Origin of the sequence: Thiohalomonas denitrificans, from assembly GCF_900102855.1 — a bacterium.
In the GTDB taxonomy this organism is placed as follows: Bacteria; Pseudomonadota; Gammaproteobacteria; order Thiohalomonadales; family Thiohalomonadaceae; genus Thiohalomonas; species Thiohalomonas denitrificans.
The window spans coordinates 232,021-248,884 of record NZ_FMWD01000006.1; the positions used below are offsets into that span (position 1 = coordinate 232,021).

Genomic DNA, 16,864 nt, shown 5'->3' on the forward strand with positions numbered 1-16,864 from the left:
CTCACCAACCCAGCTGTTGGCGAGCCACCTCGCTCATCCGCTCCGGCGACCAGGGCGGGACCCAGACCAGCTCCACCTCGACCTCCCTCACCTCGGGCAGAACCCCGAAGTGCATCGTGCACCTGGTCCGCCAGCAGCGATCCGGACAGGCGGACGTGGTCATGCGCACCTTGAGGTCGCCCCGGTCGCTGGCCAACACCTCGTAGATGAGCCCGGGGTCGTAGACATTGACGTTGACCTCCGGGCGATGACGCCGGCAAGGCCCCCTCCAGTGTTTCACGCTCGATATCGCTCATCCGCTCCTCCGGTTCCGGTCTGCCACGGTAGCGGTAACGGCACCTTCCGGGCAACCGGGACCCCCTTCATAGGTCGGCCTTCAGGCCGACACGGGGGCGAACCGGGCACCGGCTTAGCATCGTGCTGAAGCCCGACCCACACACCGGCTGGATACCCTTTCGGAATCCCCGCCCGGGTGTGGGTATGAGGTGCCTCGATGAGGGGGAGGAGGGCGAACGCTCACTCGCCCGGTTCGATATCCAAAGCCTCCATGAGCCGTTCGCGGTCGGACAGATTACCGATGATGCGCTTGACCGGTGGGGGCTCCTCGCGCAGCAGGGTGGGTGTGGCCAGGACGTTGTAGCGCTCCGCCGCCTCCGGTTCGACCGCCATGTCGGTGACCTCGAGCCGACACTCGCCGGCGTGTTCACGGCAGAGCCGCTCGACCACGGCGACGGCCCGCCGCGAAGGGGGCGTCTGGCCGAGCACGAACAGTCTGAGCTTCAGTTCTACCATTCCGGCTTTCCTGTATATCGTCTGTTTCGGCCTGGCTGTTCGCCGTTCCCATCCACCCGGCCCGGTCCCCCGTCCCCCGTAGGTCGGCTTTCAGGCCGAAACGCGGCCAAGCCGAACACCGATAGGCGTCGGGCTGAAGCCCGACCTACATCTAGACCTCGTACTGCTCGCCGATGATCACACCGCCATCGCTGAGCCGGTACATGTAGATGGCGTTATCGTGATTGCTGCCGCGCAGTTTCAACACATGGACCAGCCGCTTCACCCTCTGACCCCGCTCGACGTAGCGCAGCAGGACCACGGCGTCCACCACCGAACTGAGGCGCATGTCGGAGGTCGCCGTCTGCCCGAGCAGCTGTCCCTGGGTGGCGCCGAACACATCGGGATTGAGGTAAGGGGCCACGCAGGTCACACTGCGGCTCTTGCAGAACTCGTTGAGCTGCACCATGAACTGGCGCACCTGTTCGCTGCTCAGCGTGGCGGACTCGAGACTGGAGATCGAGTCGAGGACGATGCGCCTCGCGCCGGTGGCCTCCACCGCCTCGGCAATGCCGTAGAGCACCTGGTCGGGGACGATGTCGATAAGCGGGATATCGATAAAGGTGAGCAAGCCGCTGCGCTCCAATGCCATCATATCCCAGCCATAGGACTCGCCGGTGCGACGGAGCTGAGCGCTGGGCTCCTCCAGGGCCACGTAGACACAGGGCTCCCCGGCGTCGATCCCGGCCTTGACGAAGTGCAGTGCGAAGGAGGTCTTGCCGGTACCGGTATTGCCGCTGATGAGGGCGATGTGCCCCTCGGGCAGGCCGCCGTCCAGAAGCGAGTCGAAGCCGGGGATCTCGAAGCGCTTGCGCACGTCCGCCCGGGTCGCGGTGAAGGAGCGGTCGACGGGTATCTTCGCGAACACAGTGATACCGTCGGCGCCGATGGTGTACTGTATATTGCCGCTGCGGTAATGCGTACCGCGAAGCTTTCGGACCACGATCTTGCGCAGTGTCTCCTGCTGGCCGGGCGCCATGGAGAGGTCGATCACCCCATCGGCCACATACTCCTCCACCCCAAAGCGCGTTTGGCGCTTCCCGTCGCCGCGCTCCGCCGTAATCAGGGTGGTGACGCCGAGCGCCTTGAGTTCCAGGCAAAGGTTGTGGAAGAGGTTGCGAATGGCGCAGCTGCTGCCCAGACGCCCGAACAGATTGCCCATGCTGTCGACGGCCACCCGCTTGGCGCCGATGCGCTCCACGGCCGCGCGAATACGCGCGATGACGGGGGCGAGATCGTAGTGCTGGTCGAGCTCGACGGAGAGCGTCCGGTCCCCCATACCCGCATCGACGAAGGCGAGACGGCCCTCATCCACGAGCCGGCCATAGTCCCAGCCGAAGCCCCGGACGTTGGCCGCAATTTCGGCCGGCGGCTCCTCGAAGGTAACGAAGACCCCCGGTTGCCCGTAGCGGCTGATGCCGCGATAGATGAACTCGTTGACGAATACCGTCTTGCCGGTGCCGCTCTCACCGCTGATTAGCACGACGCGCCCGGCGGGGAGTCCCCCTTCGAGGGCACGGTCGAGCCCGGCGATGCCGGTCTCCATGCGCGGCAGATTCCCCCGGTGCGCGATTTTCGTCTCGGTGTTCTCTTGATCGTTCATAGTTCATTGTCACCGGTTTTATCCCGCGTAGCCAGAGCCGCGTCTCATGCCTCAGGTGTCGGCCGCCATCCGGTTGTGTTCATATTCGACGAAGGCGCCGCGGATCTCCGCCTTCAACTCCTCATCGTTCCACGGCTTGGTGAGGAACTTGTACACCCAGCCCCGGTTCACCGCCTCGGTGATCACGTTCAGTTCGATGTAGTCGCTCAGGATCATGCGGATGGTGTGCGGATAGAGCCGCTTGACCCGGCTCAGCAGTTCGGTCCCCTTCATCTCCGGCATGCCTTGATCGCACAGGAGCACCTGGACCCGGTGCATGGCCATCAACTCGAAGGCCTCCTCGGGGGTAGTGGCGGTCAGCACCCGATAACCCTGGCGGCGCAGCAGGCGCCGCAGGGCGCGGGTGATGTCGGGCTCATCGTCCACCGCGAGCAGGGTCGGCAGCTCCTCCTCGTCGAGGGCCGCCAGGTCGAGTCCACCCTCCCGCACCAGGTCGGCGGCCTCGCCCGGGGGCAGCGGGCGGCTGTAGAGGAAGCCCTGCATCTGGCTGCATCCGCGGTAGCGCAGATAACGCAGCTGCGCCTCGTTCTCGACCCCCTCGGCGATCACCGTCAGTCCGAGCCCCTTGGCCAGGGAGAGGATCGAGAGAACGATGGCGGCGTTGTGGGGATTGACGGTGATATCGTGGACAAAGGCCTTGTCGATTTTGACCTTGTCGAAGGGAAAGCGGTGCAGATAGCTGAGACTCGAGAAACCGGTGCCGAAGTCATCCAGCGCCAGCTGCACCCCTATCCCCTTCAGGCGCTGGAGCATCGCCGCCATCTCCTCGGGGCGCTCCATCATGGCGCTCTCGGTCAACTCGATCTCCAGGACGGCCGGCTCCAGACCGGTCTCCTCGATGATCGCGGTGACCGTCTCCACCAGGTCGCCGCGCACCATCTGTCGCGCCGAGATATTCACCGCCACGGTCAACGGCGGCATACCGGCCTGCCTCCACTGCACCGCCTGCCGGCAGGCACTCCTGAGCACCCATTCGCCGATAGGAATGATGAGTCCGGTCTCCTCCGCCAATGGGATGAAATCCGCCGGTGAAACCATGCCGAGTTCCGGGTGATGCCAACGCAGCAGGGCCTCGACCCCCACCACGGCTCCGGTATGCAGATCGAGCTGGGGCTGGTAGTGCAGCGTCAACTCCTCCCGTTCGATGGCGCGCCGCAGTCCGCTCTCCAGACCCATGCGCTGCAGCAGCCGACTATTCAGCTCGGCGGTAAAGAACTGGAAGTTGTTGCGCCCCATCTCCTTGGCCTGGTACATGGCCGAATCGGCGTTTTTCAGCAGGGTCCCGCCGTCCCTTCCGTCCCGCGGATAGAGACTGGCGCCGATGCTGGCGGTGGCCTGGAATTCATGCCCCTCCATGAGTATGGGTTCGGAGAGGACGTGCAGCAGCCGCTCGGCCACCTGAGCCACATCCTCGGGCCGGCCGATATCGGGGAGGATCACCACGAATTCGTCGCCGCCGTAGCGGGCCACGGTGTCGCTGCTGTGCAGCACCGCTTCCAGCCGCTTGGCCACCCCCTGCAGCAGCTCGTCGCCGCGATCGTGCCCGAGGGTATCGTTGACCAGTTTGAAGCGGTCGATATCGAGGAACAGGAGCGCCGCAAGGCAGTCGTGACGCCGGGCATGGGCCAGGGCCTGGGCGAGCCGATCCTGCATCAGGTTGCGGTTGGGAAGGCCGGTCAGCAGGTCGAAGTTGGCCTGATACTCCAGCTGCTCTTCGTAGCGCTTTCGATCGGTCACATCGTTGATGATGCCGACGTAGTGACCTACTGTGCCGTCGGCGTCCACCACCGGGGAGACGTGCAGTTCGTTCCAGAACAGGGAGCCATCGCTACGGTAGTTGCGCAGCAGCACGGCAGCCTCCTTGCCCCGCTTCAAGGCACTGTTGAGGGCGTGTATCCCCGGTTGGTCGCGGTCATCCCCGGCCAACAGGCCCGGATCGCGACCTATCATCTCTTCCTGGCTATAGCCGGTGATCTGGGTAAAGGCGGGATTGACGTAGACGACACCGCGGTCTACGGCAGTGACCATAATGCCGTCATGGGCCGACTCAACCGCGCGGTTACGCACCTGCAGCACCGCCTCCGCCTGCTCCCGCGCCCGCCGCGTGCGCTGGCCGTGGATCCCGAAGGCCAGGTCGTCGGCCAGCTCGGCCAGCAGGCTCTGCTCCTCCGTATCGAAGGCGTCGGGCAGGTCGGCGTAGATTTGGAGGGCGCCGATAACCTCGCCGTCGATGCGCAGCGGCAAAGCGATGGCCGAACGCAGATTATGCTCGCGGGCCGCCTCACGCCAGGGTCGGAATCCGGGCTCATCCAGACTGTCCCGGCAGATGGCAGGCTCGCCGGTGCGGATGGCGACCCCGGTCGGCCCGCTCCCCCGCTCGTCATCGCCCCAACCGACCCGCAGCCCCTCCAGATAGGCCTGCGCCGCCCCGGCGCGGGCGATCGGCTCGACGCTCCTGTCGGCATCCTCCTGCCGATAGCCGACCCAGGCCAGGCGGTAACCGCCGATGTCCGCCAGACGGCCACAAAAGGCCTCCAGCAGCTCCTGCTCGCTTGCCGCACGCACCAGGGCCTGGTTGCACTCGCTGAGCACCGATTGGGTACGGTTGAGACGCAGCAGGCGCACCTCCTGATGTCGCAGCTCGGTCACGTCGTAGAGCGTCACCAGCCAGCAGGGGTCACCCAGCCACTCCAGCTCCACCGCGTGCATCTCGGCGACGACGGCGGGTTTGCCGGGCCGCGTCACGTACACCTCGGTGCGCTCCTCGGCCGCTAGCGGTAACCCGAAGGCGTTGTCGACCAGGCGGCGATCGAACAGCGCCTCGGCAGCGGGATTGGCGAAACGGACCCCGCCCTCCCGGTCGACCACCAGTACGGCATTGGGGTTAGTGTCGACCAGCCGGAGCAGGCGCTCCTCGCCGCGCACCAGGTCGGCTGCCGCCTGCTCGCGCTCGGCGCGGGCCCGCAGCGAGACGATCCCGAAGGCCAGGTCGCCGGCCAGGTCCCGCAGCAGCTCCATCTCCGCCTCGTCGAAGGCATCGGGCTCGCCGGCATAGATGAGCAAGGCCCCGAAGTTCTCGCCGCCCCCCGAGAGCGGCAGGCCGGCCACCGAGCGGTAGCCCCGCTTCAGCGCCTCCACCCGCCAGGGGGCGAAGCGGGGGTCACTGCCGGCGAAGCGGACCACCTTCGGCTCGCCCGTGACGATGGCGCGACCGGCGGGACCGCGGCCGCTCGGCTCGTCGCTCCAGGTCACCTTGACGGTATCCAGGTATCCCGCCTCAAATCCGGCGTGGGCCCGCGGGGGCACGTTCTTCTGTTCGTCGTTCTCGGCATAGCCGATCCAGGCCATGCGGTACCCGCCCACCTCCACCACCTGCTCGCAGACCCTCCGCAGCAGCCCCTGTTCATCTTCGGCATGGATCAGCGCCTCGTTGCAGGCGCTCAAGGTACGTAGGGCGCGATTGGCACGCTGCAGGGAGGCCTCCATTCCCCGGCGCGCCAGGGCACTGCTCACCAGGTCGGCGACTAGTTGCAGCAGGCGCAGGTCCTCGGTGTGCCAGGTCGTCTTACGGCGTACCGCGTCGAAGCCGATGAACCCCACCATCTCCCCGCCGGCCATGACCGACACCAACGCCAGGGACTGAACGTCCTGCGCCCGTAGCGTGTCGCGCTCCGGGCCATCGGGCAGGCCGGCCACATCGCCGATATGGAAGCGCCCGTGGGCCCGCAGTTCGCCCAGGGACCACTCGAACGGTGCCGTGGGCAGGTGCTGGAAGTTCTCGCGTAGCGGCGTAATCCCGGCATTGCACCACTCGTGGGTGTTGCTCATCCGTTCGCCATCGCGCTCGAACAGGAACAGGTAGCTGCGGTCGCCCCCAGCCAATTCGCCCACGGCGGCAAGGGTCCGCTCGATGGCGCCGTCGAGCGCCTCGCCCGGGTTCTCCACGAAATCCCGCGAGGCGGAGGCCAGCGTGGTCTCCAGGGCGACGCGACGCTGCAGCCGCTCCTCCTGGCGACGCAGTTCCGTGACGTCGGTGCCGTAGAGGTTGGCGTATCCCGCCTCGGCGATGGGCGTCACAACGAACAAAAAGCAGACCTCCCCGGAGGTCTGCTCGAACCGCTGCGGCTGCCCCCGGACGAGCGCCTCGCGCACCGCGGCCTGCCACTCGGGCGGCACCGGAGCGCCGCCCCGTACGCCGGCGGCCTCCAGCAGCGGGTCGGTCGCGGGGTTGGCCAGCAGCAGGGTGCCGTCGGCGGCGACCCGCGCAATCGGGTAGGGATTCTCCTTCGGAAAGCGGGCGAAGCTCTCGACCTGTTCGGCAGCCTCTCGCTCGTCAGTGATATCCTCACCGACGCCCTGGTACTCCAGCAGCCTGCCCTCGGCATCGAACAGGGCGCGGTTGGTCCAGCGCTGCCAGCGTATTGCGCCCTTGGCATCGAACACCCGGTTCTCGACGTTCATGGTGGGGTTGTCCGGCGTCAGCGAACGCAGCCGCTGAGCCAACTCTTCGCGATCTTCCGCCGGGATCAGCGGCAGGAAGCTGCGACCGACCAGTTCATCCCGTGTCTTGCCAGAGTAGCGGCAAAAACTTTCGCTGACGTAGGTGATCGTGCCGTCGGCACGCCAGCGGCAGACCATGCCCGGCATATCCTCGAGGATAGAGTGGTAGAATGCCTCCCGCTCCGCCAGAGCGGCGCGGCTGCGCCGATCGGCGAGTGCCGCCGAGAGCTGGTCGGCTACCGCTTCCAGCAGTCTCTTCTCCTCACGCAGGAAAGGTCCGTGATCGGCGGGGGGCCGCGCCTCCCGGTAGACGACCTCGATATCGCCAACCGTTGCGCCGTCCAGCCGGAGGGGGGCGCGCCGAAGCCAGGACGTCTCGACAAACCCCGTAGAGGCGTAGTCGCGCCCCTCAAAGCGAATGCGCGCCTCGGTAATGTCCGGGTATTGGTGGGCGGCGCGCAGCCGGGAGACGATCTCTCCGAACAGATCCTCCAGCGGCAGGTCGCCGGGGGCAGTCAGGTTGGCGACCGCGTACAGGCAGTTCAGCTCCTTGAGCCGTTCTGCCATCTCCCCGGCCTGGCGTGCCAGCTCGGCCTGAGCCGCCTTTTCGCCGCGCAAGTCGCGCAGGCTCGCCACCCAGCCATCCTGGTTGCCATCCTCATCGCGCACAGCAGACAGGCACAGATAGACCGGGATCAGCGTGCCGTCCTTGTGGCGGCGCAGCGTCTCCCCCTCCCAGTTCGTCGGACTCTCCAGAAGTGCCTGGATTTCATCTGCCGCACCCTCCGGCGAGAGCAGTTCCAGCGTGCGGCCCCGAAGTTCATCGGCGCGATAACCCAACAGGGCCTCAAAGGCCGGATTGACGTAGTTGATGCGGTACATGGCATCGATGGTGATGAACGCCTCGCGGCCCTCGTGAAGCGCCTGACGGAGTTGACGCAGGCGACTCTGCTCCCGCCGCGCTGCCGTGACATCGACCAGAATATGGACGGCGTAGCTGCCTTCACCGCAGTGGACCGGGTAGCCACGGGAGAGAAAGACGTTGCCCGCGCTGTCGGTGAATTCGTCCTCGCTTGCCTCCACGCCGCCCTGTTCAATAGCCTGCCGACAGCCGGGCAGGGGCCCTTCCCGCAACGGAAATACCTCCCAGTAGGGCCGGCCCAGGCACGCCTCGGCGTCCAGACGGGAGCGTTTGCAATAGGCGGGATTGGCGTAGACGACCCGGTAATTGCGGTCATGGACAAAAACCGCATCCGCGACCGCATCGAACACGGTCATCCAGTCCATCCTTGTGGGCGGGGCGTGTGCCGGATTGTCGAGAAGTGCCATGTCGAGTATCTCATCTCCTTGCCGTCCGTGATTCACGCCCCGCCCCGATACGACGTGCCGAATGCAGCGTGACAGCTTCTGGACCCTGTTATCCGGGAAGCGGGAGAGAGTGTCAAGGAGTGCCTTGAGGGGCTAAAAGCCTTATGGTTAACGTGGGTAACCTGCTGATGTAGTAGGCAGCTTTACCGAAAAGCCGCTGCCCAATCGGGCCGTATTCCCTGTCGCGGTGGCTGAAGCTGTTCCCGATCGGATGTGCGAGGCCTGACAACAGGGGCAGCGTTTGGCGACATGATGGGGCAAAGGGTGTATTTGATGCCGGATCCGCTGGTGACATCGCCCGGATACACGACCAGACACTTACCAGAGCGCCGACATCGGTTCAAAAAGCCGAAAACCGTCAAGGGCCCTTGCAGCCCCCGCTGCCGGGGCAAATACAGAGGATCACCATCCGAGTTGCCGCCGTGCCGACTCGCTCATGCGTTCCGGTGACCAGGGCGGGTCCCAGACCAGTTCGACCTCGACGTCCCGCACCTGGGGCAGTTTCAGAAGTGCCTCGCGTACCTGATCCGCCAGCATCGCACTCACGGGACAGGCGGGCGTGGTCATGGTCATGCGGACCTGCAGATCGCCTTCCTCACTCGCCAGCACGTCATAGATGAGCCCGAGGTCGTAGATATTGACGCCGACCTCGGGGTCGATCACCTCGCGCAACGCACTTTCCAACTTTTCACGGTCAACGCCAGCCATGCAGACTCCTCAAGACATGATACCAACACGAGCACCAGCCCGTGTGAGTACCATACCGCAGTGTTCGATCGGATACCGATACCGGCGTCCAGGGAACCGGCCCATCACTTCTCAACCGCTGCCGCTTTTCGGTTCCTTTGGCAGCGAACGGTTATCCGCTCTCTCCGAGCTCTGCCCGGCCTTTTCGGGAACTTCCCAGAGATAAATCGTGCTGCCTCCTACAGACCTGGTCTCCAGCGGTTGCCAATCACCCATGTCGAACGCGTGCGACACCACCCGCGTACCGGGCTTGAGTTCGTCGAGCAATTTGGGACGCAGCCGATCATTGACGGAGCCCAGCAGATAGAGGGTTACGACGGTCGCTTCACCGATGTCAGCATCGAACAGATCCTGCTGAATGAAACGGACCCTGTCCTCGACACCGGCTACCCTGGCGTTTTCCCGGCTCTCGGCGATCCGGGCCGGGTCGATGTCGATGCCCACCGCTCGCGCGCCGAACTGCTCGGCAGCGGTGATCACGATGCGACCATCACCCGACCCCAGGTCGTACAGCACATCATCCTCGGTAACCCCTGCGATACTCAGCATCTCATCCACTACCGACTGGGGTGTCGGTACATAGGGCACGTCCAGGTTGTCAGCCCACTGGGCAGTGAGCGGCTGGGACAACATCGCCAGCAATAGTAGGGCGAGGCTGCAATGACGGGCTCGAATGCTCATTCGCGCTCCTCCTGGAAGCAATGGTCAGATTCCGTTCATTGCTGGCGGAATTGCGGCAAGCGGAAAGGGATGCCCGCCGCAAGCACCAGCATGCCAAGCAGCGCACCCCAGCCGGAGTGGAGCAGGCTGGACCAGAACATGTAGGCGCAGGCCGCTGCAAAAAGCACTGGCGTGTAAGGATAGACCGGCACGCGAAACGGGCGAGGCCGGAGCGGATCGCGCTGGCGCAGCACGAGCAAGGAGAGGGTGGTAAGCAGGAAAAAGAGCCAGAACACCGGCGAGATATAGCTCACCATCGCCTCGAATCCGGAACGGCTGGCCGACCCCACTGCCACCAAAAGCAGGGCAATGACTCCCTGCACCATCAGTGCGCGGGTCGGCGCATTCACCCTGGCCGACCAGTTGCCAAGCAGATGAAATTGCCGAAAATCCCTGGCAAGGGCATAGTTCGTCCGCGCCCCGGTGAGGATGGTCACATTGATGGATGCGAACACGGCCGCCACGATCAACAGGCTGATCATCTGCGCACCCGACTCCCCCAACACCCGCCGCATCAGATCCGCCGTGACCGCCTCGGATTCGGCCATCGCTTCGAGGCCGAGCACATTGAGGTATGCCCAATTGACCAACAGATAGATCAGCGTGATGGTACCGATCCCCACCACCAGGACCTTCCACATGCGCCGCTGGACATCCTGCAGCTCCGCGGAGATGTAGGCAGCCTCGTTCCAGCCACCGTAGGTGAGCAGTACAAACACCATGGCCAGACCGAAGGTGGCTTCACCGCCGCCAGTCGAAGGCGGTGCGGTGACGGCCCCCGGAAGCGCAAGTCCAACGATGATGACCATGACAAGCCCTCCCAGCGTGAAGAGGGTCAGCAGGTTCTGCATCCACTTGCTGGAGCGCAGTCCCAACAGGTTGATAGCGGTCAGCAGGGTGACCGCAGCGGCCGCAAACAGGGCAGGACCGTGAGGACCGAGAGGGACGATCTGGGCGGCGTAGTCACCCAGCACGAAGGCAAGTAGTGCGATTGAGCCGGTCTGCAGCACCACCAGCCGCGACCAGGCAAAGAGGAAGCCAATGGTGTTGCCGTAGGCTCGCCGCAGGAAGTGGTACTCCCCGCCCGCATCGGGGTAGGCCGCCGCCAGTTCCGCATAACACAGGGCGCCGATAATCGAGATCACCCCACCCGCCAGCCACGCCAGCATCACCCCCGTCTCGCTGCCGGCATTGGCGGCAACGACCGCGGGAGCCTTGAAGATCCCGGCGCCGATCACGAGGCCGACAATGATCGCCACCACGTCAATCGATCTCAGGGTGGGGTGCGGTCGATCTTCCATGTGACTCCGGTTACAGCCTGCTTGCGGGGAGTTCACCCCGCATCAAATAACCGATATGCCCGGCCCACCGGCACGGTCTTCGGCGTAGGAAATCCAGGGCCCGCCGGGGCGACCGGAGACCAGCGGATTATGATGATAGGCCATGAAAGTCTTCACACCACCGCTCAGGTTGTAGACCCGTTTGAAACCGTTCTGGGTGAGCTGTCGTACACCGAGATAACTGCGAAAACCGGACAGACAGTAGAGATAAAGGCCATTGTCCCGATATTCGTCGAGTTCATCGATGCGGCCACGGAGCTCGCCGATAGGAATATTGATCGCCCCCGGAATGCTCCAGGCGGCGAATTCCTTCGCTGTGCGCAAGTCGATTAGCACACCACCCTGTTCCGCAAGCGCCGGCCACTCCTCCGCGTACCAGGGTGTCACATCCCCCCGTAAAAGGTTGGCGGCCACGAAACCGGCGATATTCACCGGGTCCTTGGCCGAACCGTAGGGCGGGGCGTAGGAGAGTTCGAGCTCTTCCAGGTCGTAGACGGTCATACCAGCATGGATCGCAGTGGCCAGCACATCGATGCGTTTGTCCACACCGTCAAAGCCGACCGCCTGGGCGCCGAGCAGATGACCGCTGTCTGCCGTAAAAAGCAGCTTTAGGTGCATCGGGTGTGTTCCCGGGTAGTAGGCGGCGTGGCCATTGGGGTGCACATAGACCTTTCGGTAATGGATACCCGCCCGGCGCAGACTCTTTTCCGACACACCGGTGCCGCCGCCGGTCATGTCGAACACCTTGAGGATGGAACTCCCCTGACTCCTCCTGTAGCGGCTTTCGCGGCCAAAGATGTGGTCCGCCGCGATGCGGCCCTGGCGGTTGGCCGGACCCGCGAGCGGCATCAGAGTCCATTCGCCGGTGATCGCATCACGCACCTCGACCGCATCACCGGCGGCATAAATGGAGGGATCGGAGGTGCGCATGTGCACATCGACACGGATACCCCCGCACCGGCCGATCTCCAGGCCAGCCTCCCGGGCCAGCTTCACCTCCGGCCGCACCCCGACCGCCAGGATCGCCATATCGGCAAAACGCACGTCATCTTCATCCAGCCGCACCTCGACCCGCCCGTCTTCACCACGAAACTCACGTACCCCCTTGCCGAGGGTGACATGCACGCCGTAACTCTCCATGTGATAAGCGAGGTCACGCGACATCTCCGGGTCCAGGGAGGCCATGATTTGATCCGACTGCTCGACCAGGTCCACCCGCAGTCCGCGGCGCCGCAGTGCCTCTGCCATCTCCACACCGATATAGCCACCCCCCACCACGATGGCACTGAAGACCCCGGCATCCACGACCGCTTTGATGGCGTCCATGTCCGGGATATTTCGCAGGGTGAAAATGTAGGGGTGATCAACTCCGGGCATCGAGGGGCGCAGAGGCGTCGCTCCGGTGGCGAGGATCAGTTTATCGTAGTGCTCCTTGAGCACGCTGTCGTTGCGCTGATCTCTCACCTTCACGGTCTTGGCCACCCGGTCGATGCGGATGACCTCGTGCTCGGTGTAGACCTCGAGATTCAGGCGACGAGAGAGGTCATCCGGGGTGACCACCAGCAGGTCTTCGCGATCGCGGATATCGCCACTGATGTGGTACGGCAGCCCGCAGTTGGCGAACGAGACGTAACGATCTTTCTCGAACACGATGATCTGTGCGCGCTCGTCGAGGCGACGTGCCCGGGCCGCCGCCGACATTCCAGCGGCCACGCCGCCGACGACGACGATCCTTGTAGGTTTCTGCGACACGATCTTTCTCCGGTTCCCTTCATGAATTGATACCGAGACTGTAGACGCGATGCCGCCGCCTGCCGCGCAGGCCGGGAGCTTTGTGTACTACCGGGCCCGCTTCCGTAACTCACGTGCAAGGTCGTGGTCATCGCTGTCGACATCCGGCGAAGTCTGGCTTCGTGCGGCATCCTGCCGAAAGGCCAACTCGACCAGTATCGGAAAATGATCAGACCCGAACTTGTCCAGCCGTTCCAGTCGAACGAGCCGAAAATGCTTCGAATGAAAGAGATGGTCCAGAGGAAAACGCAGAAAAGGGATACCTGCGTGAAAGCTGTTGTACATACCGCGGCCCCGCCTCGGATCAAGCAGGCCGCTAATGCGCTGAAAGAGATCGGTAGTGTATGACCATGCCACGTCATTCAAGTCGCCAGCCACGACGACCGGGCCCTGCTGTCTCGCGACCTGCTGCCCGATCGTTACCAGTTCGGCATCGCGGTTGGTTGAGTCCTGACGCTTGGTCGGTCTGGGCGGCCTCGGGTGGAGCGCATGAAAGTGAATGCCGGGCCCGCCGGGCAATTCCACTACCGTGTTGATGGAGGGCACGTCATCTTCGATGAGAAATCTCACCTCAGGCCGAGTCAGGGGATAACGTGAATAGAGCAGCATCCCGTATGTATTCGGTAGTGGGTAGCGGACGGCGTATGGATAGCTGCCCTGAATGGTATCCAATTGCGATTGCCACCATTCATCCGTCTCCACGGCCAAAAAGAGATCGGGCTCATGCCTCGCGACCAGCGATAACAGGGTTTCCGCCTGCCGGTTCGGCATCAGCACGTTGGCGATAATCACACGCAGTCTTGTGGCCGCCGGATCGCCGGGGTCTGCCCACTGCACCTGCAAGGGACCAAAACGGGTGAAGGGACGAATGCGGTGGAATTGATAGAACACGGCGAGAATCAGAAGGAATTGCACGCCGTAACTCGCGACCGAAGGGGCGACAAAACGGTAGCCGAGCAATGTGGTCAGCCCAAGTGCTGCAAGCTGCAGACGGGGGAAATCAAAGATGCGAATCCACCAATCACCCTGGCGGATCCAGGGCAAAACCACCGCGACAACCAGCGCCAGGCCCAAACTATGGAGTACCCCTGCCACCTGTTTTTCCTGAATCGCCCAATCAGGCGCTACCGGTCACGCCACCCATGACCGGAATCACCGTTCCCGTGATGTAGCCTGAACACGAGGGGGCGGCCAGGAATACATAAGCCGGGGACACCTCCTCCGGCTGTGCGGGACGTTTCATGTCGGTGGTGGCACCGAACTTCGAAAGCGTGCCCGGCGGCCGGTCGGCGGGGTTCAGGGGTGTCCACACCGGACCGGGGGCAACGGCGTTCACCCGGATCTCTTTGGGGATCAGGTTCGTGGCCAGCGCCTTGGTAAAGGCGTGAATGCCACCTTTGGTCAGGGAGTAATCGAGCAGGACAGGCTGGCCGAAAATACCGGTCTCGGAGCCGGTATTGATTATCGAGCTACCCGGCTTCAGGTGCGGCACGGCCGCCTTGGCCATATGGAAGTAACCGTAGAGGTTGGTGCGCAGCGTCTCGTCGAAATGCTCCTCGCTGATCTCTTCCAGGGACGCGGCATGCTCCTGAAATGCCGCGTTGTTGACCAGTATGTCCAACTGGCCATACTCCTCCAGGGTACGCTCGACCGCATAGCGACAGAACGCCGGGGCCTTGACATCGCCAGCGATCTCCAGGCACTTTCCTCCCTCGTTCTCCACGGCGCTCTTCGTCTCCCGTGCATCCTCATCCTCATTGAGGTAGAGGATGGCGATATCGGCCTCTTCCCTGGCGAAAAGTACGGCTACTGCGCGCCCGATGCCGGAATCGCCACCGGTAATCAGCGCCTTCATACCCCGTAGCTTGCCACTTCCCTTGTACTCCGGCGCCAAATATTCCGGCCGTGGATCCAACTCCGATTCGGGACCCGGTTTCTCGAGGTGCTGCTCTGGAAGGGGAGGCTCCGGGTAGCCATGAGAACCGGCCTGTATTGCCGAATCCCGGTTTCCGCCGCCTTTGGATCGCTGGTCGTGCTCGTCCATCGCGCGCTGGATGTTCCTCTGCCGTTCAGCCGCTTTCTCCGCCGCCTGCCGGAATTGCTCTTCCCGTCCCTGAGCCATACACACCTCCCGTGGCTGGATGAAACACCGCAACCAAAGCCCCGCATTTGTCCTGAAATTAGCTGGTCAACCGAAACTGTCCACCACCGGACGAGAGCAGTAGATGCTGACCGGTATCCGTTCCGAATCCTCGCGGCGGCTCACCCCCGGCGTTACAAAATCAACATTCGGCCGTTTCGAGGATCGTGCGGGCCTCGGCACTGAGCGGGATCAGATCGCGGGTACTGACTTGACCGATTTCGTGGTATCCCATTGCGCGCAGATACATTTCGAGAAGCGCCTGCGTGCCCTGAAAGAAATTCGCCACCCGCCCCGCGCCTGCCTCAGGATCGATCCGCTCGCGCAGCACAGGATCCTGAGTCGCGACGCCCGTTGGGCAGTGTCCGCTATCGCATGCCCGATAGTACTCACAGCCGAGGGCAAACAGGGCTCCGGTGGCCAGCGCGCAGGCATCGGCCCCCAGCGCCTTCGCTTTCATGATGTCCGCCGGCGTGCGAATACCTCCGGTCGCGATGAGGGATACCCTTCTTTCCGGATGGCTGCGGTTATGGATATCCACTATTCGCCGTGCGAGCGGCAGTGCTTGCACCAGGGGCATGCCAAAGTGGTCGCGAACCGCCACCGGCGCCGCCCCGGTACCGCCGCCGAAACCGTCGAGAGTGATGAAGTCGGGCGCAAGCGACAGTGCCGCGTTGATGTCGGCTTCGATATCGCCGGCAACCAGCTTGATACCAATCGGCTTGTCGGGAAAAAGCGCACGGAGGTGTTGCACACGTGCAGCAAACGCAGCCAGGTCGGGCAGGTCGGGGAAGCGGCCCGGCGAGTGCGCGGCATGCCCGGGCTGGATGCCGCGAACGCTGGCAATCTCGTCGGAGACCTTGCTGCCCGGGAGTTCACCGCCGAGGCCCGGCTTGGCGGACTGGCCCAACTTGAACTCGAAACCGTCTGCCAGCGCCATGGTTTCTTCGTTCCAGCCGAAGTATCCACTCGCCATCTCCAGAAGATAGAGTCCGGCGGCTCCACGCTCCTCGGGCAACATGCCGCCCTCTCCCGAACCAATCAGCGTCCCGGCGCGCCGTGCGCCGGTCGCCAGCGCGATCTTGGCTTCCCGCGAGAGCGCTCCGAAGGACATATGCGAGACGAAGGCGGGCAGTGCGATTTCGAGCGGTTTATCGGCTCCCGCGCCAATCACCACCCGGGTATCGATCGGCTCATCCGCCAGCCGCGGCAACCGGTGCAATTGCGCAGGGCTAAGGTGAAAATGATCGAAACCGGGGAACGATGACAGGTCGGTGGCCTCCGAACCCATGGCCTCAACCGTCGGGCCTTTGCCCTTGGCCAGCTTGCGGATTTCCGCCTTGCCGCGGGTATCATCCGACCAGCGGCGCCAGCGCGCCTGATAGCCTTCAAAGGTCGAAGGAGGCAGCGGCGGCACCGCATCCGCATCCACCAGCACCCGCCCCTCCTCGAGGCGAACGGGAAAGACCGAAATCCGATCGCCGGGGTTGTAGGGCGAGATCCCTGTCTCGAGATCGAAATTCCAGCCGTGCAACGGACAGATCGCATCACCATCCCGCACCTCGCCTTGTGACAACTGCCCCTCCCGGTGAGGACAGCGGTCGTCAAGGGCATGCACCTTGTGGCCCTGAAGGAACAGCGCCAGAGGTCTGCCGTTGACCCACACCTCGTGTCCCTTATGCTCCTCGAGTTCATCGAGATGACATACCGGTTGCCAGTTCGCCATGAAAATCACCTTGAAGACAGGCCGAAACGGCCTTTCCG

The 16,864-nt window shown here is 63.9% G+C and carries 11 protein-coding genes; all 11 read right to left on the bottom strand.

The genetic code is table 11. The features are described 5' to 3' along the window. Position 1: 1 nt before the first annotated feature. A complete protein-coding gene (locus tag BLP65_RS11180) occupies positions 2-280 on the bottom strand; it encodes an aromatic ring hydroxylase (protein WP_245688307.1) in 279 nt (92 codons plus the stop codon). Between the two features lie 236 nt (positions 281-516). After that, positions 517-792, bottom strand: coding sequence for a circadian clock KaiB family protein (locus tag BLP65_RS11185; protein ID WP_092996948.1), 276 nt, complete (start codon positions 790-792; stop codon positions 517-519). A 151-nt stretch (positions 793-943) separates the two neighbouring features. Continuing rightward, on the bottom strand, positions 944-2,434 hold the full coding sequence (locus tag BLP65_RS11190; RefSeq protein ID WP_092996951.1) for a DUF7125 family protein: 1,491 nt from the start codon (positions 2,432-2,434) through the stop codon (positions 944-946). A gap of 51 nt (positions 2,435-2,485) precedes the next feature. After that, positions 2,486-8,323 carry a PAS domain S-box protein gene (locus BLP65_RS11195; RefSeq protein WP_092996954.1) on the bottom strand — a complete coding sequence of 1,946 codons (5,838 nt, stop codon included), beginning with the start codon at positions 8,321-8,323 and terminating at the stop codon, positions 2,486-2,488. 441 nt (positions 8,324-8,764) lie between these two features. Beyond that, complete coding sequence (locus tag BLP65_RS11200) at positions 8,765-9,070, bottom strand: metal-sulfur cluster assembly factor (protein ID WP_092996957.1); 306 nt, start codon at positions 9,068-9,070, stop codon at positions 8,765-8,767. A 111-nt stretch (positions 9,071-9,181) separates the two neighbouring features. Further along, complete coding sequence (locus BLP65_RS11205) at positions 9,182-9,742, bottom strand: SAM-dependent methyltransferase (protein ID WP_317623058.1); 561 nt, start codon at positions 9,740-9,742, stop codon at positions 9,182-9,184. 83 nt (positions 9,743-9,825) lie between these two features. Next, on the bottom strand, positions 9,826-11,130 hold the full coding sequence (locus BLP65_RS11210; RefSeq protein ID WP_092996963.1) for an APC family permease: 1,305 nt from the start codon (positions 11,128-11,130) through the stop codon (positions 9,826-9,828). Positions 11,131-11,172: 42 nt separating this feature from the next. Beyond that, on the bottom strand, positions 11,173-12,921 hold the full coding sequence (locus BLP65_RS11215; RefSeq protein ID WP_217631971.1) for an FAD-dependent oxidoreductase: 1,749 nt from the start codon (positions 12,919-12,921) through the stop codon (positions 11,173-11,175). A gap of 87 nt (positions 12,922-13,008) precedes the next feature. Continuing rightward, positions 13,009-14,055 (bottom strand): endonuclease/exonuclease/phosphatase family protein, encoded by a 1,047-nt coding sequence (locus BLP65_RS11220; RefSeq protein WP_139181490.1) that lies wholly within the window; start codon positions 14,053-14,055, stop codon positions 13,009-13,011. 22 nt (positions 14,056-14,077) lie between these two features. Continuing rightward, complete coding sequence (locus BLP65_RS11225; protein ID WP_092996972.1) at positions 14,078-15,082, bottom strand: SDR family oxidoreductase; 1,005 nt, start codon at positions 15,080-15,082, stop codon at positions 14,078-14,080. Positions 15,083-15,242: 160 nt separating this feature from the next. Further along, complete coding sequence (locus tag BLP65_RS11230) at positions 15,243-16,826, bottom strand: glutamate synthase-related protein (protein WP_092996975.1); 1,584 nt, start codon at positions 16,824-16,826, stop codon at positions 15,243-15,245. Between the last annotated feature and the right edge of the window lie 38 nt (positions 16,827-16,864).

What these genes read in the sequence shown, in the direction of transcription:
- BLP65_RS11185 (WP_092996948.1), bottom strand. Translation starts at nt 792, where the DNA reads ATGGTAGAACTGAAGCTCAGACTGTTCGTGCTCGGCCAGACGCCCCCT.
- BLP65_RS11190 (WP_092996951.1), bottom strand. Translation starts at nt 2,434, where the DNA reads ATGAACGATCAAGAGAACACCGAGACGAAAATCGCGCACCGGGGGAAT.
- BLP65_RS11195 (WP_092996954.1), bottom strand. Translation starts at nt 8,323, where the DNA reads ATGGCACTTCTCGACAATCCGGCACACGCCCCGCCCACAAGGATGGAC.
- BLP65_RS11200 (WP_092996957.1), bottom strand. Translation starts at nt 9,070, where the DNA reads ATGGCTGGCGTTGACCGTGAAAAGTTGGAAAGTGCGTTGCGCGAGGTG.
- BLP65_RS11205 (WP_317623058.1), bottom strand. Translation starts at nt 9,742, where the DNA reads ATGTTGTCCCAGCCGCTCACTGCCCAGTGGGCTGACAACCTGGACGTG.
- BLP65_RS11210 (WP_092996963.1), bottom strand. Translation starts at nt 11,130, where the DNA reads ATGGAAGATCGACCGCACCCCACCCTGAGATCGATTGACGTGGTGGCG.
- BLP65_RS11225 (WP_092996972.1), bottom strand. Translation starts at nt 15,082, where the DNA reads ATGGCTCAGGGACGGGAAGAGCAATTCCGGCAGGCGGCGGAGAAAGCG.
- BLP65_RS11230 (WP_092996975.1), bottom strand. Translation starts at nt 16,826, where the DNA reads ATGGCGAACTGGCAACCGGTATGTCATCTCGATGAACTCGAGGAGCAT.